This window comes from Paraclostridium dentum (genome assembly GCF_048568265.1).
Lineage (GTDB): Bacteria > Bacillota > Clostridia > Peptostreptococcales > Peptostreptococcaceae > Paraclostridium > Paraclostridium dentum.
Map to the genome: position 1 here is coordinate 1,650,994 of NZ_CP183813.1, position 24,374 is coordinate 1,675,367.

The window sequence follows — 24,374 nt, forward strand, 5'->3', positions numbered from 1 at the left end:
TAATTAAATAATATGAAATAATTTTTAGGAGGTTCACTTGTTTTAATTTTACTAATCTATATTTATGAAGCTTGTGTACTCGAATTACCAACTTCTATTTTATTGTTTACCTCGGATTTTTCTTGTGGTAACACCATATTTAAGAATATAGCTATTATAGCAACTACTATTAGTCCTGAATCCCCAAATATTAATTGTATAGGCTCTGGCATTTGAGATAAAACACCTGGAACTAATGTTAATCCTACTCCAAGACCTAATGCAACTGCAACTATTGTACTATTTCTATTATTTAAAGGTTCTGATGTTATAAGTTTTATCCCACTTACCGCAATCATTGCAAACATCATTACACTAGCTCCTCCTAATACACTAGCTGGCATTAGAGATATTAATGCTCCAAATTTAGGGAAGATAGCTGCTAATATTAAAAATCCAGCTCCTATCCCAACTACATTTCTATTTATTACTTTAGTCATCGCTATAAGCCCTACATTTTGCCCAAATGAAGTAGTTGGCATTGAGTTAAATAATGCTGCAATAGCACTTCCAAATCCATCGGCCATAACTCCACCTGATATTTCCTCATCTGTAGCATCACGTCCTACTCCTGAATGTGTAATAGCTGTTATATCCCCAACAGTTTCAACTCCAGAAACTATAAACATACATACAAATGCAAATATTGCATCTATATGAAATTCAAATCCAAATTGGAAAGGCATAGGAATAGAAATCATTGCCATGCTTGAAAGTTGAGAAAAATCTATTTTACCCATAGGTATAGCTACTATATATCCTACTATAAGTCCTATTAAAATCGAAGCTATACTAGTTATTCCTTTAGTGTATTGTTTACAAAATAAAACAGTTACTAACACTATACTTCCTAATAATAAATTTGATAATGATCCAAAATCACTTGCTCCTATTCCACCTGCGAAATAGTTAATACCTGTTGGAAGTAATGAAATTCCAATTGCTAAAACTACAGTCCCTGTAACTACTGGAGGGAAGAACTTTCTTATTCTACTTATATATGTACCAAATACAATTTCAATTAAACTACCAGCTAAACACGCTCCTAAAACACCTTCATATCCATACTTAGCTCCTACTGCTGTTGCAACAGATACAAATCCAAAACTTGTTCCCATAACTATAGGTAATTTAGCTCCAAATGGTCCTAGTTTATAACACTGAACTAATGTTACTAGCCCAGACACTAACATTGCACATTGAACTAACATAGTTTTATCATCTAAACTTAGCCCTAATGCTCCTGAAATAATAATTAATGGAGTAACATTTCCTACAAACATTGCAAGTACATGTTGAAGTCCTAATGGTATAGCCTCTTTAAGTTTAGGCCTTCCATTTAACTGATAAATCACTGAATTTTTTTCATTCATAAAAAATTTTCTCCCCCTTAATAGTCGGTATATTATAATCTAAATTCGATTTAATATTCGTGTTTATATTTTGATTATATCAGATTTAAAAGTTTTATCAACCTAAAATCCGAATTTTTATTATTTTTTTTAAAAAATAGTACGTATTTCTAACTATAAAATAATTAATATAATTTCTATCATTAAAATTTAGTAATATAATAATAAAAAAGCTTATGTATTTTAATACATAAGCTTTTTTATTATTTATTATTATCTTTATGGTCCTTATCTTTTTCATGTTTTTCATCACTTGTATTGTTCTTACTTATTATGTCATTCATAGATAAGCTTGTATTTAATATCTCTTTTGTATATTGTAAAGCATTTTCATATTGTCCATTTTTAAATCTATTTTCAGTCATATGCTTCACTCCTTAAGATTATTTTAGCATGGAGGGAAAAAATTCTTATTTGCTAATCTATTCCCTAATATATCTGCTATTTTTTTATTTTGAGAAATTTCTTCAGCAATTTCCTCTTTATTATCATTTTCTTTTAATAAGTCTTTTATTTCTTTATTGTTATCTAAATTATTTTTATCTTTATTAGTATTTTTTTTATTAGACATAATTTTACCTTCCTTTAATATCGTTTAATACTAGAATGTCCATATAACATTTATTTTAAACTTATAATTTTTTCTATAAAAAATTTACTTAGCTTGCGTCGTCACAACTTCGTCAGTTACTCAGAAAACTTTTTTAAGCTATAAATTACAATGTTGATATAACTAAGTTCCATAAGTTATCCATAGATTTTTAATAACCATAATTTCCTTAAGCGCAAAAAAAAAGAAAAGTATAAATACTTTTCTTTTTCAGTAAATTTAATACAAATCTTCTTTATCATCGTTTTTTGACTTTTTATCGTCATATAAATAGTAAATACCTAAAGTAATAATACAAATTACTAAACTCCACAATATAACTGATATAAACATTCATGTCACCTCTAATGTTGTGGTTTACTATTTATATATAATATTAGTTTTTATGAATTAATGTTACTACTACTTTCATTTTTTCTTATTTTTTTCATTTTATAATGGTATCTAATTGTAAAAATTCCACAAAATAATAATATAAAGTAATATATAAATATTCCATATAAAAATACAGAATATCCTAATAATTCTTTAGGAATTACATCTTTAAATATAGTAAAAAATGCAATTTCATTAGCCCCTACATTTCCAGGTGTTGGAACAGGAGATACAGCCATATATAAAAAAGCCTGTAATGTTAACATATGTCCATATGACTGAGAATTCAAACTTAATGATCTGTATATACAATAAGCTATACTAAAATACAAAGTCAGTTGAACTATCGTAAAAAGTAAAGATTTTATTAATGACTTTTTATCATTTAAAAATAGCTTAATTGAATAATTATACTCATCAATAAATTTATTTATACTTTCTTGCTTATCTTCTAATTTTTTAAATACTTTTATCTTTTTTAATATATTTAATGCTATATTTACTATTTTCTTAGTTTTTTTAGGACTATATATTATTAAAATCCCAAAGCTCAATGCAAATATATTCATAATCATACCAGTTGCAACTAATATAACTATAGAGTTTAGCTCTCTTTCTAAATATATATAATGATTAAACAGCAATATACCACAATATAGCGTAACTACAGTTTGAAATATAACAGTCTTATTTGCTATAACTGCAGTAGCTTTACTTACAGGAACCTTTGATTTTGTCAAAGCATAAATTTGCATCGGTTGGCTTCCTGAAGCTAACGGTGTTACTAAGTTATAATACAAACCCATTGTTCCTATATTAAATCCCAACGACTTAATTTTCGTTTTATGAATTGAATTTAATATTATCTTTAGTATATAAGCTTCTAATATTATATACATTATTATGCATAAAAATCCTAATGCTATATATTTTAAATTTATAATTTTAATAATTTTAGATAAAACATTTATATTTAGAGTCGTACACACCAAATATGTAGTCAATACAATTAAAAATAATAAAAAGGTATACTGTAATATATCTTTTTGTCTTTTAGTTAATATGTCCATAATATTTCTCCTAATCGATTTTACCCATCCTTTTATAAGTATACTATTTTTTGCTTTTATTTCAATAGTTTTAATTTTTAGCGTAAAAAATAAGAGCAGATATCTGCTCTTATTTTAACATCTATTTAATTTTTTCAGCAGGTTTATATTCTACACCTTTAGTATCAACTCTTATGCTCTCTATAACAACATTTTTCTTAGGCTTATCGTTAGAACCTACCTCTACATTATTTATTTTGTCTACAACATCCATTCCTTTTATTACTTTTCCAAAAGCGGCATATTGCTTGTCTAAGTTTTTTGCATCTTTTGTAACTATGAAAAACTGACTTCCAGCTGAGTCTGGTTGTTGACTTCTAGCCATAGATAATACGCCTTTTTCATGTTTTATATCATTTTTAAATCCATTGTCATCAAATTCTCCTTTTATAGAGTATCCAGGTCCTCCTGTCCCACTACCTTCTGGATCTCCACCTTGTATAACAAAGTCTTTTACCACTCTATGGAAAATAAGTCCATCATAAAATTTATTGTTAGCAAGTTCTATAAAGTTATTAACTGTATTTGGAGCTAAGTGTGGGTATAGTTCCGCTTCTATAGTTCCATAATCTTTAACTTTTATAGTCGCTATTGGTAGCTCTTTTGGTGGATCAATTGGTTTATTGGTATATTCTTTTTCTGATCCATCCTTTTTAGAACATCCAATCATTAATCCTAAACACAGTACTGATACTAGTAATATTATTTTTCTAGTTATTTTTTTCATCTAAATCCCCCTTTATATTTTCATTAAGTTAGCTATATAATCAAACAATTTGTTTATAGGATTAAAAATAAAATTATATATATAATTTACAAAATCTCCTGACAATAAAATCATTATTAATATAGGACTTAATATTATAACAAGATTATAAAATAAACTAATATTCCAACTTGGTATAAAATGTATTACTATAACAATTAAATATATATGAAATACATATATATTCATAGTATTTTTACCATATTTACTATACCAAAACTTTCTATTTGGAACTACATTTATAATACCTATACTAAGTATTATAGATCCTAAATAAAGTAAGCTTCTTCCTATTAAACCTTGTATCATATTTAGTTGATTAGTCTTATATGCATATGAATTATATAAGAACTTATACCCTACTACATCATACTTCGATATGTATATTGCAATTAAAATAAAAACTATTACTATAAAATAACCAATTCCTTTGCTCATATTGTTTATTTTATTAAGTTTTGTTGAATCTGTATAGTACCCCATAAGAAAAAATGGTAAAAACGCTATAGTTCTAGATATTGATAAAAAATTTTGTCCCATACTATCAAGCCCAATTAACAGTCCTAGGGCAAAACTTATAGGAACTATCCATTTTACTTTTGTTAAATATTTAATGGATATCCTCCAAAAAAATAAGCTCAGTAAATACCACAATGTCCATCCAGGATAAAATATAGAAAACATATTTTTACCTGTAACTATATAAGCTCCAATGTACCAAATTATATCAAAGAAAATATATGGTATTAAAAGCTTTTTAACCAAAACCAAATTTGACTTAACACCTTTTTTAGATAGATATCCAGATATAAATATAAATAAAGGCATATGAAATATATATATATACATATACATGCTTTTTAACGTATCATCTTGATTTATATAATATTCTATTGTATGCCCAAATACAACTGCAAACATTAAAATAACTTTAAGATTATCAATTAGATAATCTCTTTTTTCAATATTGCTACCTTTTCCCAATTCATGATCCTCTTTTCATTAGTTTAAGAAGTCTAAAATAACCTTTGAATCTTTTTTGCCATTTCCCCTTGCTATATTCAGTATATTACTATGATACATATTATCTAAAATAATCAATTTTGCTAGTTTTGATTTATTAACCTTATTTAATTTATCAACGAAGCTTACCGAACATTCAGGATTTATCAATGAGTCCAACTTGCCATGTATACAAAGTACCGGTATATCTTCATTTCCTTTTATCAAGTTTATAGGATTTACTTTATCTATATTCTGTCCTTTTGCATAATTTTTAATAATTGATTTTGCATATTTTCTAGTACATGCTCTAAAATTTAGCACTCCAGATATAGATATGAATTTTTTAAATACATGTTTGTCTATACCATACTTTTTATGAAAATAATTATTAAAAACTAGATTAGCTGCTAATTCTCCTCCCGCTGAATACCCCATAACATAAACTTTATTCCTATCACCCATAACTCTTTCATTGCTTAGGAAATGTTTAAATCCGTTAAATATATCATCTATCTGTGTTGGATATGTAAATTTAGGAACAAGTCTATATGAAATTAAAACTACATTAAATCCCTTTTTATTAAAATATTTACCTATATAAGAATATCTCTTTGGGCTTCCATGCCACCAGCTTCCTCCATGAACAAAAAATATTATAGGGCTTTTGTCATCAAAGTTAAAAAACTTATAATATTGTCTTTTATGATTTCCATAATTAGTATCATAACTTTGTATATTAGAATCTTTAATATTTGCAGTTACAATGTTATATACCAAAGGAACTTTAAGCATACTTTCTTTTAGTCTATTTTTGTTCATGTAATTTATCTCCTTATCTCTTTTAGTTAGAAGTACCTCAATAAAGTTTATTGAGGTACTTCCTAATTATTTGTTCATATAAGTTATTATATCTAAAGATTGTATAATTTCAATATCTGGTACATCCCCAATTAAATAAATTGTGTAAATTTTATTGTCTTTCAATTCAATTTTTTTACTTATTCTTATTCCATAATTACTTTCTTCCGATTCTACATTACTTTCTTCTATTGTAAAATCATATACTCCTATAGGAACTTCTGCATAATTAGTTCTTTTTCCAAAAGGAATTTCATCTATCATTTTTACCCCATTTACTGTTAAATCTATCGGCTCTGTTGTAGGTGATAAATGTGCTATTCTAAATTTTGCATTAGACTCACAAGTTTTTTCATTTGGATCTTCAAAAACTGCAAGTAGCATAAGCTTTGGCATTATCCCTGTTATAACCAAAGTGCCTACATTTCCACCTGCTATAGTTAACTCTTGTTCTAGTATTAACTTTTCACTATTTCCACATTCATATACTTTGACCGTATAATCCCCAGGAAATGTTGGTGTATATGGAACAAATTCTCTGTATCTAACATCAGAAAATACAAGTACGTCATTAATATATACATCAATTTTATCGCTATTTGCCGTAGCATTAAAAACTCTTATATATGATGCATCATTATTAACTCTTATTTTCATACATACCTCCCCCTTTAAGATATAACATAATTTATTATATGTCTTTTATACGACATATGACACTTCCACAATTAGCGTTTATTTTTTATTACCTGGGTAATAAAACCATTGTAATTACTAGGGTTAGGGCGTTTTTTATCTTTTTTTATCATATCAATGTAAGCTTTTATATTCCATTTTGTCATCTAGTGTTGTATTTGCATTTAAAATAAAAAATCAGCATCACTCATGTCGTCATTAAATTTTCCCTTTATTTTAAAAAACTTCCATTTCCCAAGACAAAATTACTTTATAGGCACATATTTCTTTGATTATTCTAGTTTTTTGATATAACATTACTTAAACGCAAAAAAACTTCTACAAATTTATACTTTGTAGAAGTTTAAAATATATAATATATTAATATTTCCTATTTAGCATCTTTATTTATTGATATTACTCTACTTTTTTTCTCACTGATTTTAGGTTTTTTCTCACATTCTTTACAACCTCTCAGCTTTTTCATAAAATTATCTACCATTTCAACTATATTGTATTTATTTGCTAGTTCAAAATTTTTACAGTATTTAGCTTTAAAGAATATTTCGTCTGGTATCCCAGTTTTATATATGCCACATATTGGTTTTCCATTTTTGAATTGTACAAAATTCTTACTTTTTAGAGTATGCTTGCACTTATGACATTTTCTAGTTTTTAATCTACCCATATTCTCCCCCCTAAGCAAAGCTTTTCTTTTGCTTTATTTATATTTTACCATAAATATCAAAATTTATATACTTCTTAAGATATTTATTTAACATAATTTTCTAATTACTATCTTTTATAAGTTTGAACTAACAAAAATACTTTTTAAAATGTTTATTGATTAGTCAATTTATTATTCTGTTTTATCCAATTTATAGTATCATTTATTACTTCATCTTTATTAATTTCATTTAACATCTCATGCCTTCCACCACTATACAATTTGAACTCAACATTTTCTATGCCTACTTTTTTATAATTCTCATATAACTTAGTTACACCTTTACCAAATTTACCAACAGGATCTTTATCTCCTGCAAATATATATATAGGTAATTTAGAATTTATTTTTTTCAAATTATTTATGTTTCTAATTTCTTTGAATAACTTAAATAAATCATAAAAATATCCATTACTAAAAACTACTCCACAATATTCATTTTTTATATATTTTTCAACTTCTTTAAAATCTCTACTAAGCCAGTCAAACTCTGATTTATTTGGTTTAAACTTTTTATTAAATCCTCCAAAAGCTAGTTTGTCTATTAAATAAGCCTTTTTCTCTCTTCCTTGAATTTTGCTCATAACTTTAGCAACTAAAAATCCTAAATCAACTTCTATTCCATGTAACCCATTTGTACCAGATAGTATTACTCCATCTATGTCTTCGCTATAATCAATTATATACTTTTGAGCTGCAAATGATCCCATACTATGACTAAATAAGAATATAGGTAATCCATTATTTTCAGTCTTTATAATTTTAGTTAATTTGTTTAAATCTTTTACTATACAATGTATGCCATCCTTTTCAGCAAGTATTCCTATTCTATTTATATTCTCTGCACTTTTTCCATGACCTCTATGATCATTTATGTAAACTATATAACCATTATCAGTCAAATAATTTGCAAATCTTTTATATCTACCAGCTTCTTCTGACATTCCATGTGAAATCTGAACAATTCCGTTTATGTTTTCTTTTTCTATTGGCTCATATTTATATACATATATGTCAGTATTTTCTTCCCCTTTAAATGTAAAATTACTTATTTTCATAAATCCCTCCACTATTACAATAATTTAAATTTTATGTATATTAAAATTATTTTATTATATTATATCATTATGTAATCAATTATTTAAACATACTTAGAATAATAATCTATAATTATAAAAATAAAAGGAATATATATTTATATATTCCTTTTAAATAATACTTTATATTATAAATCCATTCTTCCTTTGTAATCACCACTGCCATTTTTTATGTGACTTTTTCTATTCATTGTTTTCTTACTATATTTAGCTTCACCTTCAGATGCAAGTTTTGCATTAACTTCTGTTGATTCATATCCATTTATTCCCAACTCTTGTGCTATTTCTTCTTTATTTTGTTTGTAAAGTTCAACTTTTGTTAAATTTTGTTTTTTATTATTAGTCATTTTCATACTCCTTTCTAAACTATACTCATACTTATTGTGCTTATTTTCATAAATTAAATTCTAGTAAATCATTTACAAAAAAATAAAGAGCATATGCTCTTTATTTTTAAAAACCAAACTGAAGTCCTATAACTAAGAATCCAATTCCAAGTATCGTAATTGTAATTAGTAAAGGAGCTATAAATTTAAGCCATTTATCCCAAGGAACTCTAGCTACCGCTAATGCTCCCATTAAAACTCCAGACGTAGGTGTAATCATATTCATAAATCCTGATCCAAATTGAAACGCTGTTACTATTTGTTGTGATGAAACTCCTACCAAATCACCAAGTGGAGCAAGTACTGGTATTGTAAGTGATGCAAGCCCTGATGATGATGGTATTAAAATAGTTAAAGCACTTTCAAGCAGGAATGTTAAAACTATAAATATTGACTTTGGAAGTCCATTTAATAAGTTTGCTGCTGAATTTAATATACTATCTATTATAAATCCATTTTGTGCAATTATTACTATTCCACGAGCTAATGCTATTGCAAGACCTGCTGTAATTAAATCTTTTGCTCCTTCTTCAAAGGCTTCTACAATTTCAGATTGTTTTAATCCTCCAAATATCCCTGATAATATTCCCATTGCACAGAATATCATGCAGATTTCTGGTATATACCATCCTTTGGCAACTACTCCATAAACCATACCTGCCATACCAACAGTGAATGTAACTAAAACAGCTAACTCTTTTTTTGTAAATGGTTTTATATTTGAATCACCCATTACAAAATGCTCTCTATTTTTTTTATCTAGTTCGTATACAATTGATTTTTGTGGATTTTTTTTAACTTTATTGGCATGTAACATAACAAATGCGATAGATATTGCCATTATAATTACAAAAATTATACTTCTATATCCAATCCCTGATCCTGGTGCTATATTAGCCAAAGCTTGTGCTATTCCAGTTGAAAAAGGATTTATTGTTGATGCAGCTGTTCCTGCAGCTGCTCCAATAAATACCACTGCCATTCCAGTTAGGGAATCATAACCCAAACTTACCATCATAGGAATAAATATGATGTAAAAAGGAAGTGCCTCTTCGTGCATCCCAAAGGTTGTCCCTCCTAATCCAAACAAAATCATACATATTGGAATAATTAAAAACTCCAACCCTTTCATTTTGGAAATCGTATGCCCAATACCTGCTTCTATAGCTCCAGTTTTGTTTACAATTCCAAATGCTCCTCCAACTAATATTACAAACCCTACAACTTCTGCAGCATCTATAAATCCATCTATTGGAGCTTTAAATATTTCTCGTATTCCTTGTGGATTGGATTCTACTACTTTATATGTTCCTGGTACAACTACGCTTCTTCCATCAACTTCAGTCCTATCAAACTGCCCACTTGGTATTATCCAAGTTAGACCAGCCATAACGATAATCAAAGCAAAGATTATCGTGAAAGTATGTGGAATGCTAATCTTTTTCTTTTTTCTGTTGTTTTCTAAAACCTCTGATTTACTCATAATTCATCTCCCTATAATAACCCCTTTTTTTTATTTTAGATTGATAAATTTGTGACAGTCATTTACGTCAAATTCTATATTTATATAACCCTTTTCACTAAAATTATAGCATATTTTGGTAATTAATATTTGAATTTTTTATTTTTTTCTGAAATTTATAACTTTTAAACTCAATATATAAAAAAGCATAAGCTCACGCCTATGCTTTTTATTTATTTTAATAGTTCAATTATTGCTTGTGCCACACCATCTTCAGTATTTTTACAAGTTATAAAGTTTGCATTTTCTTTTACTATATCTTCAGCATTCCCCATTGCAACTCCCATGCCAGCATATTGTATCATACTTAAATCATTATGATTGTCTCCAAAAGTTATTATTTCACTCTTTTCTATATTTAAGTGCTTAGCTAAACTTTCTACAGCACTCCCTTTGTTAACTCCTTTTTTCATTACCTCTATATTGTCAAAGAAAGATTTTGTCAATTCTATATCTTGAATAGTTTTTAACTCCTCTTCTACTTTAGAAAGTAATTCTAAATTACTTTCGATAATTAAAAACTTCAAAATATTTTTTCCTATTATTTGCTCTTTTATATTTTCACTTTCAATTATATTTATATTTAAATCTTCTTGCATTTGGTATTTTCTAAGCCATTCGTTTATATATGTAGTAAATATAGTATCATCTGTAAAGCACTGATAATATATATTATTTTTTTCTAAAACATCAATTATATTGTTACATATATAATTTTCTATTTGACTTTCGTATATTATATTTCCAGTCGACTCTTTAATCAAAGCTCCATTACAACATATTATAGGGGTTTTTATTCCTAACTCTCTAGCGTACTTAATAGTTGATTCATAAATTCTCCCTGTTGCAATAGCTACATTAACCCCATTATCAGCAGCAAATTTCAAAGCTTCTTTATTTTTCTGGCTGATTTCATGCTCTCCATTTAACAAGGTTCCATCCATATCTGTTACTATCAATTTATAATTCATATTTGCCTCCTTTAAATGCCTATTTAATTTCAATTATATTATATTCTAGTATATTAATACCATTTCCTTCTTATTTTTACACTTTTGAATCAGTTTTTGATAGTAACAATTTATTTAAACTACTTTTTTTATTCTATCAAGAGATTTTTTCTCTAGCATATTTCTCATTTTTTTCCTATCTTCTAAAAATCTATTATATATTTCATCTGAAATTTCAGTATTTCCATATACTCTCCAATACTTTGTCTTCTGAAGTTCATAATTTCCATATCCCATAAATCCTACTACATCTTTTAGCGGATATCCTAAAAATATACCTATTTCATGTGGAAATTCATTTTCTTTTAACTTATCTAATAAACATTTTATATAATTATCTAGTGTATAGTAATTTGGATATCCTATAAACTTAAGAAAATTTACGCATTTTTTATTTTTTAAAGTTTCCGATAGAGCATCTTTATTTATAAATAGTATTTTTATTTCCCCATTATCCTTATAAACTATCTCATATTTTAATCTAGAACAGTTTTTGAAAAAAGATTCTATTTCTTTTATTTTATATTCTTTATTGTTGTCATTAAGTGAAATATTTAATATTTCACTAGGCTTTGATCCTAAAATTACAGGCCCTAAAAGTTCTAATATCCATTTTATGTATGACGAATCTATTCTATTTTTACATGAGTAATCACATTTTATATTCATATTAACCTCCACTTAATTGAAAATCATTATCATAATTAATTTTAACATTATTGATAATGATTTTCAATATCTTTTTAGTTATATATTAAATTTTATTATTATAATCCATTTAAATTTCATTTAATTAAATTATTTTACATTTTATATAAATTTATGTTAAAATTTACTTGTACGATATTTATACAATTAAAAGGGAGATGGATATATGAAAACTCAAAGATTAAACGCTGTTCTTGATCAAATGAAGAAAAATAGCATAGATCAAATGTTAATTAGTGATCCATATGCAATATTCTACTTAACAGGAAAAATGATACATCCAGGAGAAAGATTATTAGCATTATACATAAATGTTAATGGAAATAATAAGATGTTTATAAACGAATTATTCCCTGTTACTGAAGATTTAGGTGTTGAAATGGTTTGGTTTAACGATACTCAAAATTCAGTTGAAATCGTTTCCAACGGTTTAGATCAAGTTGGTACTATAGGTGTTGATAAAAACTGGCCTGCTAAATTCTTATTAGCTTTAATGGATTTATGTCCAAATTGTAAATTTGTAAATTCTTCTTACATAGTAGATACTTTAAGATCTTCTAAAGATGAAGAGGAAAAGGATTTAATGAGAAAGGCTTCTGCTTTAAACGATGAAGCTATGAAGAGATTAAAAGATACTATAAATGCAGATTTAACAGAAAAGCAACTTGCTAACAAATTATCTGGAATATATGAAGATTTAGGTGCTGATGGTTTCTCATTCTCTCCTATAATAGGATTTGGACCAACTGGAGCAGACCCACACGGTACTCCTGGAGATAGAAAAGTTAAAGCTGGAGACGCTATAATACTTGATATAGGTTGTGTAAAAGATAACTACTGTTCAGACATGACTAGAACAGTATTCTATAAAGAAGCTCCTGAAAAAGCTAAAGAAGTATTTGAGATAGTTTTAGAAGCTAATAAAAGAGCTATATCTTTAGTTAAACCAGGTGTTAGATTCTGTGATATAGATGCAGCTGCTAGAGATTATATAACAGAAAAAGGATACGGAAAATACTTCACTCATAGAACTGGTCACTCTATAGGTCTTGAGTGTCATGATATGGGAGATGTTTCTTCTGTTAATACTGATTGTGTTCAAGAAGGTATGATATTCTCTGTTGAGCCAGGTATATACCTACCAGGTGAATTCGGAGTTAGAATAGAAGATTTAGTTCTAGTTACAAAAGATGGTCATGAAAACTTAAATAAACATGATAAAGAATTAGTTATAGTTGGATAAATTTTAAAGCATAGACAAACATTTTGTCTATGCTTTTTTTATGCCTACATATTTATAATTTATACAAAAAAAGATTATCTTAAATTAAGCTAAGATAATCTTTTTTGATATATAATAATTTATTTAATTTTTAAGCAAGTTCAGTTGCATTCCCCATCGCTCTTGTAAGTATATCTTTTACATCTTGATGAGTTGCTTTTATTGGATTAGTTAACCCACAAGCATCTTTAAGTGCATTATCTGCTAAAATATCAAAATCTTCTACTTTAACTCCTAGCTCTTTAAGGCCTGCTGGTATATCTATATCACTTGATAATTTTCTTATAACTTCTATACAAGCTTTTGCTCCTTCTTCATCACTCATGTTCTTAGTTTCAACACCCATAAACTTAGCTACGTCCTTTAACTTAGCACTGCAAATTGTAGAGTTAAATACTTGTACTTCTGGAAGTAATATAGCATTACATACTCCATGTGGTAAATCATAAAAACCACCAAGTTGATGTGCAATTGCATGTACATATCCAAGTGAAGCTGAGTTAAATGCCATTCCTGCCAAGTATTCAGCATAAGCCATCATATCTCTTGCTTCCATGTTATTTCCATCTTCTACTGCATCTCTTAAATGGTTATTTATAAGCTCTATAGCTTTTTGAGCACAAGCATCAGTAACTGGTGTAGCTGCAGTTGATACATATGCCTCAACTGCATGAGTTAAAGCATCCATTCCTGTTGCTGCTGTTAGTGATTTGGGCATACTAACCATCAACTCTGGATCATTTACTGCAAGTATTGGCGTAACATTTTTATCAACTATAGCCATTTTTACATGTCTTTCTTCATCTGTTATTATAGAGAATACTGTCATTTCAGAAGCTGTTCCTGCTGTTGTATTTATTGAAATTAAAGGTAATTGAGGTTTAGAAGATTTATTTATTCCTTCATAATCTTTTATATTTCCTCCATTTGTTGCAACTAATGCAATTCCTTTTGCACAGTCATGAGGAGATCCTCCTCCATAAGAAATTACAAAATCACAGTCATTTTCTTTTAATATTTCAACCCCATCCATAACACTTTTTACAGTTGGATTTGGTATAGATCCTGGATAAACTACATAATCTATATTATTTTCTTCTAAAAGATCTGTTACCCCTTTGAACTCTTCACTTTTAGAAGATCTTTTTCCACATACTATAAGAGCTTTTTTAAGTCCTCTTGAAGTTATCTCTTCTGCTATTTTCTTAACGCACCCTGGTCCCATTAAACTTATATTCGGCATAAAAAATGCATAACTCATGTCTTTTCCCCCTTGTTAAACGTTTTTTTAAGCGTTATTATTTGTTTTTTATTTAACACACTATAATTATATACCACATTTTTCCTTATGTATATAGTTTTTTTGTTTTTTATATGTAAATATCATGTTATTATAAAACCAATACTATATTATGAAATATTTTTACATTCAACGACATCATTAGTCAATATTAAGGAGAAAGTGTAATGATTTTAATTTTAAAAAAGTATAAAATGAAAATTATAGAATACCTTAAGTTTAATGCTATAGGTATAACAAATTTTATAATTTCTCAAATGATTTATATTAGTTTGTATTTGTTTTTAGAAATTCACTATTTAGTAGCATATTCTATAACTAGTTTAATAAGTGTATCTGCTTCATATTTTCTAAATTCAAAGTTTACCTTTAAAGAATCTAATTATACAGCTAAAAAGTTTTTATTGTCTTCTTTAGTTTACGTATTTGAATTTTTCTTAAATATGATAATAATAATCTTATTTGTAAACATACTTCATATTAATGAGATTATAGCACCTTTATTTGCTCCAGTTTTTTCTACTCCTCCTGTCTTTTTTATGATGAGAGCTGTAATAAAAAAAGATATATATTAAATAGTAACCTATTTAATATATATCTTTAATTTTTTAACCACCTATTTGATTCATATTTCTTTTTGTATCACTCTTTTTATTCTCTATTAATTTATGTTTTTCTGGTTTTTCATATATATACTTTTCTATCAAATTAGTAAACTCACTCTCATTGTTTAAATACTTATTAATATCTAACTCTTCACTTGAATGTAAACACAATTTTACTTTCCCATTAGAAGTCATTCTTATTCTGTTACATTCACTACAAAACGAGCAACTCATAGGTGTAATTATTCCTACTTTTCCTTTAGAATTTCCAAGTTTATAATAAGATGCAACACTTTTTTCTTCATTTTGTACAGATTTTAAGTTTTCTATTTTATTTAAAGCTTCTTTTAAATTGATATATCCATTTTTAAATATTTTTAAACCTTCTCCTATAGGCATCAATTCTATAAATCTAACATCTATTTCCTTGTTTTTTGTTAAATTTATAAATTGATTTAGTTCATCATCATTTAATCCTTTTATTAAAACACAGTTTATTTTTACTTTTATGCCTAATTCCACACATCTATCAATTGATTTTAATACTTCTTTTAAGTCTCCACCTCTAGTTATTTTTTTATATTTATCTTCATCTAGGGAATCCAAACTTATATTGACTTTTTTTAATCCATTTTCTTTTAACTTATCTATTTTTTCATAAAGACCTATAGCATTTGTTGTTATACATATATCATCGATATTACAATTTTCTTTTGTGTATTTTATAAGGTCTTGTAATTTATCATAGATAAGAGGTTCTCCACCTGTAAATCTTACCTTTTTTATTCCTAATTTTGAAAATCCTTTAATTATAAATTTATAATGTTCAAAACTTAATATATCATTTATATTCTTATCAAATTCAATTTTTTTAGGCATACAATAAATACAACTTAAATTACATTTGTCGGTTAAAGAAATTCTTAAGTAGTCTATTTCTCTGTTATACTTGTCTATCATTTGCACACTCCACAGCTTCACCTTTTAGTATATCTATCCCATGTCCTATGGTATCTATTACAAATTCGATGCTTTCTATTGCTCCTTTAGGACTTCCTGGTAAATTTATTATAACCGTATTTCGTCTTATCCCACTTATGCCTCTGCTAAGCATTGCTCTTTTAGTTATTTTGCAAGATTCCATTCTTATGTATTCACTAATTCCTGGAATCTCCCTTTCAATAACTTCCTTTGTAGCTTCTGGAGTTATATCTCTTTTAGAAAATCCAGTTCCTCCATTAGTTAATATCAAATCTAAATCTAAATCACATAGTTTTATAATTTCATTTTTTAGCATTTCTTTATCGTCAGGAATCATAGTGTAATATTTAACTTCATATTCTTCTTTGCCATTTATAAAATCAGCAAGCTTCTTTCCTGTTATATCTTCTCTTTTACCCATAGAACCTTTGTCACTTAAAGTTATTATCGCTACATTAAACATATATCCACCTCTTTAAATCTCTTATGTATATACATAATTCTACCATATATTTTTTATGTTAGATAGTAACCTCTTTTAATATCTTTAAGTTAAAACAGCAGTTACATAAAATTTTATGTAACTGCTGTTTTCTATCTACTAAAATATATATTTTTATTTGTAGCATCTAATTTGCAATTTACGCCTAAAGGTATACTTATCATTGGATTACAATGTCCTGATTGCAAGTTGTATATACAAGGTTTATTGTACTTTTTAACTCTATCTGATAGTAAATCATATAACTCATAATCATCAGCTTTTTCTTTTTTGCAATCTTCAAAATCTCCAAATATAATACCTCTGCAATCTTTAAATTTATCTCCTAATTCTAATTGTGTAAGCATTCTATCTATTCTATATATTTGTTCTCCAACTTCTTCTATAAACAAAATTTTATCTTTAGTATCAATCTCATATTTAGTTCCCATAGTACTTGCTATCAATGATAAATTACCACCTATTATTTTTCCTTCTGTAACTCCCTCTACTATAGTATATAATTCTTCTCCCATAGGATTTTCTATAGCTAAGTTATCTTTCATATTAATCATATTTTTAAAAGAATTGTAAGTAAAGTCATGCCAGTTTGGTGATGTTGATGCCATTATTCCATGGTAAGTTACCAAATTACAATATTGATTAAAAACTATATGAAGTGCAGTTATATCTGAGTACCCAATAAATACTTTTGGATTTGTTTTTATAATATCATAGTTTATTTTATCAAGTATTCTAGGTGTTCCATATCCACCCCTAAGACATAAAATCCCATCAACTTTTTTGTCTTTAAACATTGTTTCTATGTCTTTAACTCTTGTATTGTCATCACCTGCTAAATATCCTTTATAGCTTAGATAGCAAGTGTCTCCCATTTTTACTTTATATCCAAAACTTTCAATAGTTTTTTTTATTTGGTCAATTTCAAAGTTTAAAGAATCCTTGCTCTCAGGTTTATACGGACTTGATGGTGCTATTATTCCTATTGTATCACCCTTTTTTAACTGTTTTGGAAATATCATAATTAATCATCCCCCATTATATAGTTTAAACTTTTTATTATTTTATTATTTTTTAAATAAACTTTATCAACTCTTCTTGAAGTTAATACAAGTATTTCATTTCTATTTGTATCACATAAGTTTGCAATCTCTAAAATATTAGGTCCATTTTTTCCATAAAAGACAACATCTTTTTCATAATCACTTTCATTTATATCACTTATATCTATAATCATTTGATCCATACAAATTTTACCTATTATATTGCATTTTTTATTATTTACATATACATAACCTTTATTTGATAGGCATCTCGGTATTCCATCTGCATATCCACACGGTATAATACCTATTTTCATATCTTTATTTGCTATGTATGAGTAATCATAACTTACACCTTCGCCTTTAAGAAGCCTTTTTACTTGTATTACTTTTGATTTAAATGTAATAGCTTCACACAAATTTAAATTTGATTTACGGCTATTATATCCATATATACTAGATCCAACCCTAACCATATCTAAATGAAAATCCTCATAAGCTACCATACCTATACTGTCACATATATGCTTTATAGGTATATCTTTATATTTTAAAATTTCATCTAATATGTTTTTAAACTTATTGAATTGTTCATAATCAGATATCTTATCTTTAAGTGCTAAATGGGAAAAAATTCCTTCCACAAATATATGATCTAAATTTATAATATCTTTTATATCTTCAATAGTAGATTCATTAATTTTAAATCCTAATCGATTAAATCCTGTATCTATTTTTATATGAATCTTGCCTTTAATATTTTTTGTCTTGCAAATATCATTAATTATATTAGCTTGCTTAGTTGAAAACACTGTAATTGTTATGTTTTTTTCAATAGCCAGCTCTAAGTAATTATCTGGAATATATCCCATTACTAAAATGGGTAAATCTATATTATTTTCTCTTAATTCAAAAGCTTCACTTATAGCTGCAACACATATATAATCTGCATTTTCTTTATCTATACTCTTACATAGTTGAACTGCTCCATGCCCATATGCATCTGCTTTAACTACTATAGCTAATTTTGTATTTTTTGAAATATATTTTTTTATCTCACATATATTTTTATTTATTATATCTAAATCAATCTCTAAATAAGTATCTCTTGTCAAATTCATAAGTTTCCTCCATTAATACGCTTTTTATATGTATATTTTAAAATTTAAATAACTATATCTATTATATGAAAATTAAAATTATTAATAGACAGTCCTCTTAATAATTTTAATTTTAATAAAGATTAGGGGGAAATCTTATGAGAGTATATATAAGTGCTGATATAGAAGGTACATGTGGAATTGTAAATTGGGATGAAACCAATCTTAATTGTGCTCATTCAGAATATCATAAAACTCAAATGACTAAAGAGGTTAAATCAGCTTGTGATGGAGCTAACAAAAATAATTGTGATTACATTTTAGTAAAAGATGCTCATGATAGCGCTAGAAATATTAATCCATCTTTACTTCCTACAAATGTAAGTTTAGTTAGAGGATGGACTAATGGTCCTCTTATTATGATGGCAGGTATCGACCCTACTTTTGATGCAACTATTTTTATAGGATATCATAGTGGAGCTAGTCAAGATGGAAACCCACTTTCTCATACAATGAATAGTTCTAAATATGATTATGTAAAGATAAATGGCGAAATCGCAACAGAATTTATGGTAAATGCATATACAAGTGCTTACTTTAATGTTCCTGTAGCATTTTTAAGTGGGGATGAACTTCTTTGCAAAAACGCTAAGAAACTAAACCCAAATATAGTAACAGTACCTGTATCAAAAGGAATAGGAAATGCATCTATTTCTATTCATCCTGATATAGCTTTAAAAAATATAAAAGAGGGTGTGGAACAAGCTCTTTCAGGTGATCTTTCTAGACATCTAATAAAGCTTCCCGATTCCTTTGATATAGAAATAAAATTTAAAAATCACTACGATGCTTATAAAGCTTCTTTCTATCCAAAATGTAAATTAATAAATACTCAAACAATATCTTTTTCAACAGATGATTATTATGAGTTTTTAAGAATGTTTTTGTTTATTTAAAGAAAGTGCTAATGATAATTAAATTTAATTATCATTAGCACTTTTATATGAATTGATTTTATCTATCAATTCTTTAATAGATTTTTTATCAGTTAAGTCTATTTTTTCTTCAAATCCCCTTAAAACAACTTTATCATCTTCTGTTAAATCTGATTTAGTCTTTTTGTCTATCATGCTTTTTAGTACTTTCATCATAAGTTTGTCTATGAAGCTTAGTGAACTATAATCTAATCCTCCTTTAAAATTGTGAAATCCAACATTTTTTTCTTCTATATTTTTAAAGTTATTTTTTATTAATGATTCTTTTCTATTTTCACTTATACTTTCCATTCCAACTGAAAAAATATAAATATTCTTATCTTTTATTTTATTATAATTTTGGTCAATAAAGTTTAATCCATTTATTTTTCCCCTATATATGCCACCTCCAAATATTATAGTTTCATATTCGTCTAAATGTTTTGACCTTATATCGGAAATTTCATATAAATCTGCATCTAACTTCAAAGCAATCCATCCTGCATATTTTTTTGTACTACCATATTTAGTTTTATATATTACTGCAATTTTTTTACTCATATAAACACCTCATCTTACAGTTATTTCTTCTTATATATACTTATATGACTCATTTGTTCATTTTCCTTTAATTATTTTTCATACTCTTTTTTATCATCATCATCGTAATCATTCCAAAAGTAGCAACTGTTGCAACAATCATCCATCCTACAAATATATTGTATTTTTCTATCATATCACCCATAATCATAGGTCCTATTGCAAATCCAATCCCTGATATTAAAGGTAGTATCGAACTTATTCTTCCTCTATGTGATGCTGGAGTGTTATTCGCAATAAACGTTCCTTGATTTATAACTATTAAAATTTCTCCTATTGTCATTAAAAATACACCTATAAAAAATAAAACTACGGTATTTACTATTCCAAACATAAAAAATGCAATTGCATAAAATAACCCTCCAATAGACATAGCTTTTAATACATTCATTTTTGTTGTTAAAGATGTAATTATAGGTGTAAATACTATAACTACTACTCCATTTATTCCACCTAGCAATCCATAAAGTTTTGCTCCATTTGATCCAAATAAATCTTCTAACTGTATCGGCAATGCAAATCCCCACTGTGAATATGAAAAATAGTACATCAATACTCCTAAAGAAAAGAATATTAGTGTAGGTCTTTGAATCAAAACCTTAAATGCAGAACCTTCTACCTTTTGTTCTAAATCACTTAAAATCTCTTCGTTTTCATAATTTTCATCATTTATTTTTCGTTCTTTTACAAATAAAATTATTAAGACTAATGCTATTAAAGTTGTAATTCCATCTCCTATAAATATAAGTGGTAAGTAATTTTCATATAAAAGTCCCCCTAATATAGGTCCTATGCAAAACCCTATATTGCTTCCCATGTATAAAAGAGAATACGAAGCCTTTCTATTTTTATATGTTGTTATATCTGCATTTAAAGCTTCAAATGCAGGTGATGAAATTGAATATAGACAAGATGACAAAATCATTATTTTTGCCATTGTTATCGAAGGTTTCATAAACCCACAAGCTATAAGTGTTAAGGCTCCAAGAAACTGACAAATAATTATAACTTTTCTTCTTCCTATCGTATCTGCTAATTTCCCTCCAAATATCATTGCAGGTGCTTGAAATGCAGATAGTATTGTTATAAACATACCTGCTTCAGATAATGATAACCCAATTTTTTGAGTTAAAATCAAAGCCATTAAAGGATGTACAAAAGCCCCTAAACTATTTACAATCCTTCCAATAAACAAAACATATACTTCTTTTGACAAGCCCTCGTATGTTTTTAATAAATTATTAATTCCCATAGCATTCCTCCTCACAAATTGTTTTATACTATATAATTATATTACTTCTAGCTCATATAAAACCACTTTTAAAATAAACCATTCTAATAAATTTGTAATTTTCCAAATATTATAAAAATAAAATAAGTCATATTAAAATATTCAATCTATTTAATATGACTTATCTAATGTTTTATTCAGCTTCATTAAGCTCTAACGAATCTTCTGTTTTAAATAAAAATGCTAATTTTGTTTCTGCACAAATAATAGCTATGAATATAAATAAACTTCCCAAAATCATTCTAAGCGTTATTATTTCCTTTGCTATTATTACAGAAAAAAGCATTCCAAATATTGCTTCAGTGGATAATAATATTGCTGTTTTAGTTCCATCAACTTTAGTTTGGCATATAGTTTGCCCAAGAAAACATATAGTTGTATTGAATACACCTAAAAATAGCACAGATCCTATAGTTGAACTGTTTATAGTAGTACTTGATTCTCCTGCAAAAACCTGTAATATCAACGATAGTAAAAATGCTGTTGCCATTTGTATACATGTAAGTACGACAGGATCGTGTTTTTTTGTAAATTCACTAGTTAAAAATATATGCATAGCAAACCCTACTGCACATATTAATGTTAGTCCATCTCCAAAACTTATACGAAAATCTGACTCCAATGAAATTATTCCTATTCCTATAAGTGCAATTAAACTACTTATAATTCCTATTTTTTCTATCTTTCGTTTATATAAAATACATCCTGCAAATGGTACCATTACAACATTTGCAGCTGTTAAAAATGCACTTTTTGCTGAAGTTGTATATTTCAATCCAAACGTCTGAAAAGAAAATGCTATAAATAAAAATATACCAAGTAATACCCCTGAAATAATATCTTTTTTATTTATATTTCTAAGTTTTTTAAAGAATATTACACTTATTAAAAGTGCACCTATAAAAAACCTACCTGTCATTAATTGAAATGGAGTAAGTCCATTTTCCAACCCAAGCTGAGTTGCTACAAATCCACTTCCCCAAATCAGAGATACTAATAATAATCCAATTTCTCCACTATACTTTTTTATAAAAACCCCCTCCTTTTTTACCCACTCATATTATTATATTATTTATTTAGCACTTTTTCTATAATCTATAAAAACTTTATGTATAAATTTTCATAATTGTAAAAAATTTCGCCTATTTATATAATTAGATTAAAATTATTCATATTTTTGATGTGTGTAATATTTTAGAAAATATAAAACTTTCGACGTTTTTTGCTATCTATTTACATATTTTGGCACGAGTGCTAAGATTTAATTATTAAATCAATTATTCTTAAGGAGATGTTAAAGATGACTGTTAAAAATGAAGTAAAACACATAGAAGACGAATTAAAAAAAGATGTAGAATGTTTAAAATCTAAACATGAAGATAAAAAAGAACTTAGGCATGAAAATCATGAAGAACATAAATTTGCTAAAGAATTAAAGCATCAAATGAAGAAAGAAGAAAAAGAGTTAGAAAAAGAATGTAAAAAAGAATCTAAGGAAATAAACAGCGAAATAAAAAAAGAAGAACATGATGATCACAAGTTTGCTAAAGAATTAAAACATGAAATGAAAAAAGAAGAAAGAGAACTAGAAAAAGAAGAAAGTAAAATAATAAAAGATGAAAATAAAGAAATAAAAAAAATAGATAAAGAAATAAAAAAAGAATTAAAACAATTAGAGAAATAGTTTAAAAAGCGTACCTTACAAATAGTAAAGTACGCTTTTTTTTAAAACTTGGACTATTTGCATATATATCCCTATATATATTAATATTGAACTATTTTATTTTAATATATATAGGGAGGATTTTCATGAGCATAACTTTCATATTAATGACTTCTGTTGCACTATCTATGGATGCATTCACTGTATCATTGTCTAAAGGTATGTGTATAAAAAAATTAGATTTTAAACTTGCTCTTAAAATTGCATTTTCTTTTGGATTATTTCAAGCTTTAATGCCTCTTATCGGTTGGAAAATAGGGATTGGATTTTCTGAATATATAAAGTCTATTGACCACGTAATAGCATTAATTTTGCTATGTTTTCTAGGTCTAAATATGATTTTTTCAAAAGATGATGGTTCTAAGTCATCTAAACTAAGTAATTTTGATATATTTATTTTAGCTATAGCTACTAGCATAGATGCTCTTGCAGTAGGCATTAGTTTTTCATTTTTAAATATTTCAATACTGCCTATAATACTTTGCATAGGCATAATAACATTCATACTTTGTTTTTTAGGTGTATTAATAGGAAATAAGGTGGGGAATTTTCTAGGAAGTTTTGCTAAATTTTCAGGAGGAATAATACTTATTTTAATAGGTTTTAATATTTTTAACGAACATACTGGTTTTTTAAATTATTTCTTTTAATTACATATTTTAAGTTTTAAGGTG

At 26.7% G+C, this 24,374-nt stretch carries 27 protein-coding genes; 5 read left to right on the plus strand and 22 right to left on the minus strand.

Translation table 11 applies throughout. The features are described 5' to 3' along the window. Positions 1 to 62: 62 nt before the first annotated feature. The 14 genes from ACN6I1_RS07440 to ACN6I1_RS07505 form a co-directional block, all read right to left on the minus strand. Positions 63 to 1,412: a uracil-xanthine permease family protein gene (locus ACN6I1_RS07440; RefSeq protein WP_220797480.1), complete on the minus strand. Its 1,350-nt coding sequence runs from the start codon at positions 1,410 to 1,412 to the stop codon at positions 63 to 65. A gap of 242 nt (positions 1,413 to 1,654) precedes the next feature. Continuing rightward, positions 1,655 to 1,816: a hypothetical protein gene (locus ACN6I1_RS07445; protein ID WP_021431304.1), complete on the minus strand. Its 162-nt coding sequence runs from the start codon at positions 1,814 to 1,816 to the stop codon at positions 1,655 to 1,657. Between the two features lie 23 nt (positions 1,817 to 1,839). Continuing rightward, positions 1,840 to 2,022, minus strand: coding sequence for a hypothetical protein (locus ACN6I1_RS07450; RefSeq protein WP_021433114.1), 183 nt, complete (start codon positions 2,020 to 2,022; stop codon positions 1,840 to 1,842). A 422-nt stretch (positions 2,023 to 2,444) separates the two neighbouring features. Then, the gene (locus ACN6I1_RS07455; RefSeq protein WP_195946027.1) at positions 2,445 to 3,506 is read right to left on the minus strand and encodes a lysylphosphatidylglycerol synthase transmembrane domain-containing protein; all 1,062 of its coding nucleotides are present in this window, start codon (positions 3,504 to 3,506) and stop codon (positions 2,445 to 2,447) included. Positions 3,507 to 3,627: 121 nt separating this feature from the next. Further along, positions 3,628 to 4,272: a peptidylprolyl isomerase gene (locus ACN6I1_RS07460; protein ID WP_419741445.1), complete on the minus strand. Its 645-nt coding sequence runs from the start codon at positions 4,270 to 4,272 to the stop codon at positions 3,628 to 3,630. Between the two features lie 12 nt (positions 4,273 to 4,284). Beyond that, positions 4,285 to 5,295, minus strand: coding sequence for an acyltransferase family protein (locus tag ACN6I1_RS07465; protein WP_419741446.1), 1,011 nt, complete (start codon positions 5,293 to 5,295; stop codon positions 4,285 to 4,287). Between the two features lie 18 nt (positions 5,296 to 5,313). After that, the gene (locus ACN6I1_RS07470) at positions 5,314 to 6,135 is read right to left on the minus strand and encodes an alpha/beta hydrolase (protein ID WP_419741447.1); all 822 of its coding nucleotides are present in this window, start codon (positions 6,133 to 6,135) and stop codon (positions 5,314 to 5,316) included. A 66-nt stretch (positions 6,136 to 6,201) separates the two neighbouring features. Beyond that, positions 6,202 to 6,831, minus strand: a complete 630-nt coding sequence (locus tag ACN6I1_RS07475; RefSeq protein WP_419741448.1) for a DUF4397 domain-containing protein — start codon at positions 6,829 to 6,831, stop codon at positions 6,202 to 6,204. Positions 6,832 to 7,240: 409 nt separating this feature from the next. Next, the gene (locus ACN6I1_RS07480) at positions 7,241 to 7,537 is read right to left on the minus strand and encodes a hypothetical protein (protein WP_021433120.1); all 297 of its coding nucleotides are present in this window, start codon (positions 7,535 to 7,537) and stop codon (positions 7,241 to 7,243) included. Positions 7,538 to 7,689: 152 nt separating this feature from the next. After that, positions 7,690 to 8,634 (minus strand): alpha/beta hydrolase, encoded by a 945-nt coding sequence (locus ACN6I1_RS07485; RefSeq protein ID WP_419741449.1) that lies wholly within the window; start codon positions 8,632 to 8,634, stop codon positions 7,690 to 7,692. A gap of 167 nt (positions 8,635 to 8,801) precedes the next feature. Continuing rightward, positions 8,802 to 9,020 carry a hypothetical protein gene (locus ACN6I1_RS07490; protein ID WP_419741450.1) on the minus strand — a complete coding sequence of 73 codons (219 nt, stop codon included), beginning with the start codon at positions 9,018 to 9,020 and terminating at the stop codon, positions 8,802 to 8,804. Between the two features lie 106 nt (positions 9,021 to 9,126). After that, a complete protein-coding gene (locus ACN6I1_RS07495) occupies positions 9,127 to 10,542 on the minus strand; it encodes a YfcC family protein (RefSeq protein ID WP_419741451.1) in 1,416 nt (471 codons plus the stop codon). Between the two features lie 212 nt (positions 10,543 to 10,754). Further along, positions 10,755 to 11,552 (minus strand): Cof-type HAD-IIB family hydrolase, encoded by a 798-nt coding sequence (locus ACN6I1_RS07500; protein ID WP_419741452.1) that lies wholly within the window; start codon positions 11,550 to 11,552, stop codon positions 10,755 to 10,757. Between the two features lie 114 nt (positions 11,553 to 11,666). Further along, complete coding sequence (locus tag ACN6I1_RS07505) at positions 11,667 to 12,260, minus strand: DUF3793 family protein (RefSeq protein ID WP_021433124.1); 594 nt, start codon at positions 12,258 to 12,260, stop codon at positions 11,667 to 11,669. A 205-nt stretch (positions 12,261 to 12,465) separates the two neighbouring features. On the opposite strand from ACN6I1_RS07505, the gene ACN6I1_RS07510 reads away from it, so the two are divergent. After that, positions 12,466 to 13,542, plus strand: a complete 1,077-nt coding sequence (locus tag ACN6I1_RS07510) for a M24 family metallopeptidase (protein ID WP_419741453.1) — start codon at positions 12,466 to 12,468, stop codon at positions 13,540 to 13,542. Positions 13,543 to 13,672: 130 nt separating this feature from the next. On the opposite strand, the gene yiaY is transcribed toward ACN6I1_RS07510, so the two are convergent. After that, the gene (gene yiaY, locus ACN6I1_RS07515) at positions 13,673 to 14,842 is read right to left on the minus strand and encodes an L-threonine dehydrogenase (RefSeq protein WP_419741454.1); all 1,170 of its coding nucleotides are present in this window, start codon (positions 14,840 to 14,842) and stop codon (positions 13,673 to 13,675) included. Positions 14,843 to 15,048: 206 nt separating this feature from the next. On the opposite strand from yiaY, the gene ACN6I1_RS07520 reads away from it, so the two are divergent. Continuing rightward, on the plus strand, positions 15,049 to 15,456 hold the full coding sequence (locus ACN6I1_RS07520) for a GtrA family protein (protein WP_021433127.1): 408 nt from the start codon (positions 15,049 to 15,051) through the stop codon (positions 15,454 to 15,456). 33 nt (positions 15,457 to 15,489) lie between these two features. On the opposite strand, the gene moaA is transcribed toward ACN6I1_RS07520, so the two are convergent. From moaA to alr, 4 genes are all read right to left on the minus strand, one after another. Continuing rightward, positions 15,490 to 16,446 (minus strand): GTP 3',8-cyclase MoaA, encoded by a 957-nt coding sequence (moaA, locus tag ACN6I1_RS07525; protein ID WP_419741455.1) that lies wholly within the window; start codon positions 16,444 to 16,446, stop codon positions 15,490 to 15,492. After that, entirely contained in the window at positions 16,430 to 16,930 is a 501-nt protein-coding gene (locus ACN6I1_RS07530) for a MogA/MoaB family molybdenum cofactor biosynthesis protein (protein ID WP_419741456.1), read from the minus strand. The genes moaA and ACN6I1_RS07530 overlap by 17 nt, the downstream gene beginning before the upstream one ends. 131 nt (positions 16,931 to 17,061) lie before the next feature. Then, the gene (locus ACN6I1_RS07535; RefSeq protein WP_419741457.1) at positions 17,062 to 17,991 is read right to left on the minus strand and encodes a S66 peptidase family protein; all 930 of its coding nucleotides are present in this window, start codon (positions 17,989 to 17,991) and stop codon (positions 17,062 to 17,064) included. A 2-nt stretch (positions 17,992 to 17,993) separates the two neighbouring features. Next, positions 17,994 to 19,133: an alanine racemase gene (gene alr / locus ACN6I1_RS07540; protein WP_419741458.1), complete on the minus strand. Its 1,140-nt coding sequence runs from the start codon at positions 19,131 to 19,133 to the stop codon at positions 17,994 to 17,996. A gap of 137 nt (positions 19,134 to 19,270) precedes the next feature. Here alr and ACN6I1_RS07545 point away from each other — a divergent pair, with 137 nt between their 5' ends. Further along, the gene (locus ACN6I1_RS07545; protein ID WP_419741459.1) at positions 19,271 to 20,068 is read left to right on the plus strand and encodes a M55 family metallopeptidase; all 798 of its coding nucleotides are present in this window, start codon (positions 19,271 to 19,273) and stop codon (positions 20,066 to 20,068) included. 24 nt (positions 20,069 to 20,092) lie between these two features. On the opposite strand, the gene ACN6I1_RS07550 is transcribed toward ACN6I1_RS07545, so the two are convergent. The 3 genes from ACN6I1_RS07550 to ACN6I1_RS07560 form a co-directional block, all read right to left on the minus strand. Then, complete coding sequence (locus ACN6I1_RS07550) at positions 20,093 to 20,647, minus strand: flavodoxin domain-containing protein (protein WP_419741460.1); 555 nt, start codon at positions 20,645 to 20,647, stop codon at positions 20,093 to 20,095. A gap of 67 nt (positions 20,648 to 20,714) precedes the next feature. Continuing rightward, positions 20,715 to 21,938, minus strand: coding sequence for an MDR family MFS transporter (locus ACN6I1_RS07555; protein WP_419741461.1), 1,224 nt, complete (start codon positions 21,936 to 21,938; stop codon positions 20,715 to 20,717). 172 nt (positions 21,939 to 22,110) lie between these two features. Then, complete coding sequence (locus tag ACN6I1_RS07560) at positions 22,111 to 23,007, minus strand: DMT family transporter (RefSeq protein WP_419743299.1); 897 nt, start codon at positions 23,005 to 23,007, stop codon at positions 22,111 to 22,113. Between the two features lie 270 nt (positions 23,008 to 23,277). Here ACN6I1_RS07560 and ACN6I1_RS07565 point away from each other — a divergent pair, with 270 nt between their 5' ends. Further along, positions 23,278 to 23,661 carry a hypothetical protein gene (locus tag ACN6I1_RS07565; RefSeq protein WP_419741462.1) on the plus strand — a complete coding sequence of 128 codons (384 nt, stop codon included), beginning with the start codon at positions 23,278 to 23,280 and terminating at the stop codon, positions 23,659 to 23,661. Positions 23,662 to 23,786: 125 nt separating this feature from the next. Further along, positions 23,787 to 24,350 (plus strand): manganese efflux pump MntP family protein, encoded by a 564-nt coding sequence (locus ACN6I1_RS07570; protein WP_025162627.1) that lies wholly within the window; start codon positions 23,787 to 23,789, stop codon positions 24,348 to 24,350. The last annotated feature ends 24 nt before the right edge of the window (positions 24,351 to 24,374 follow it).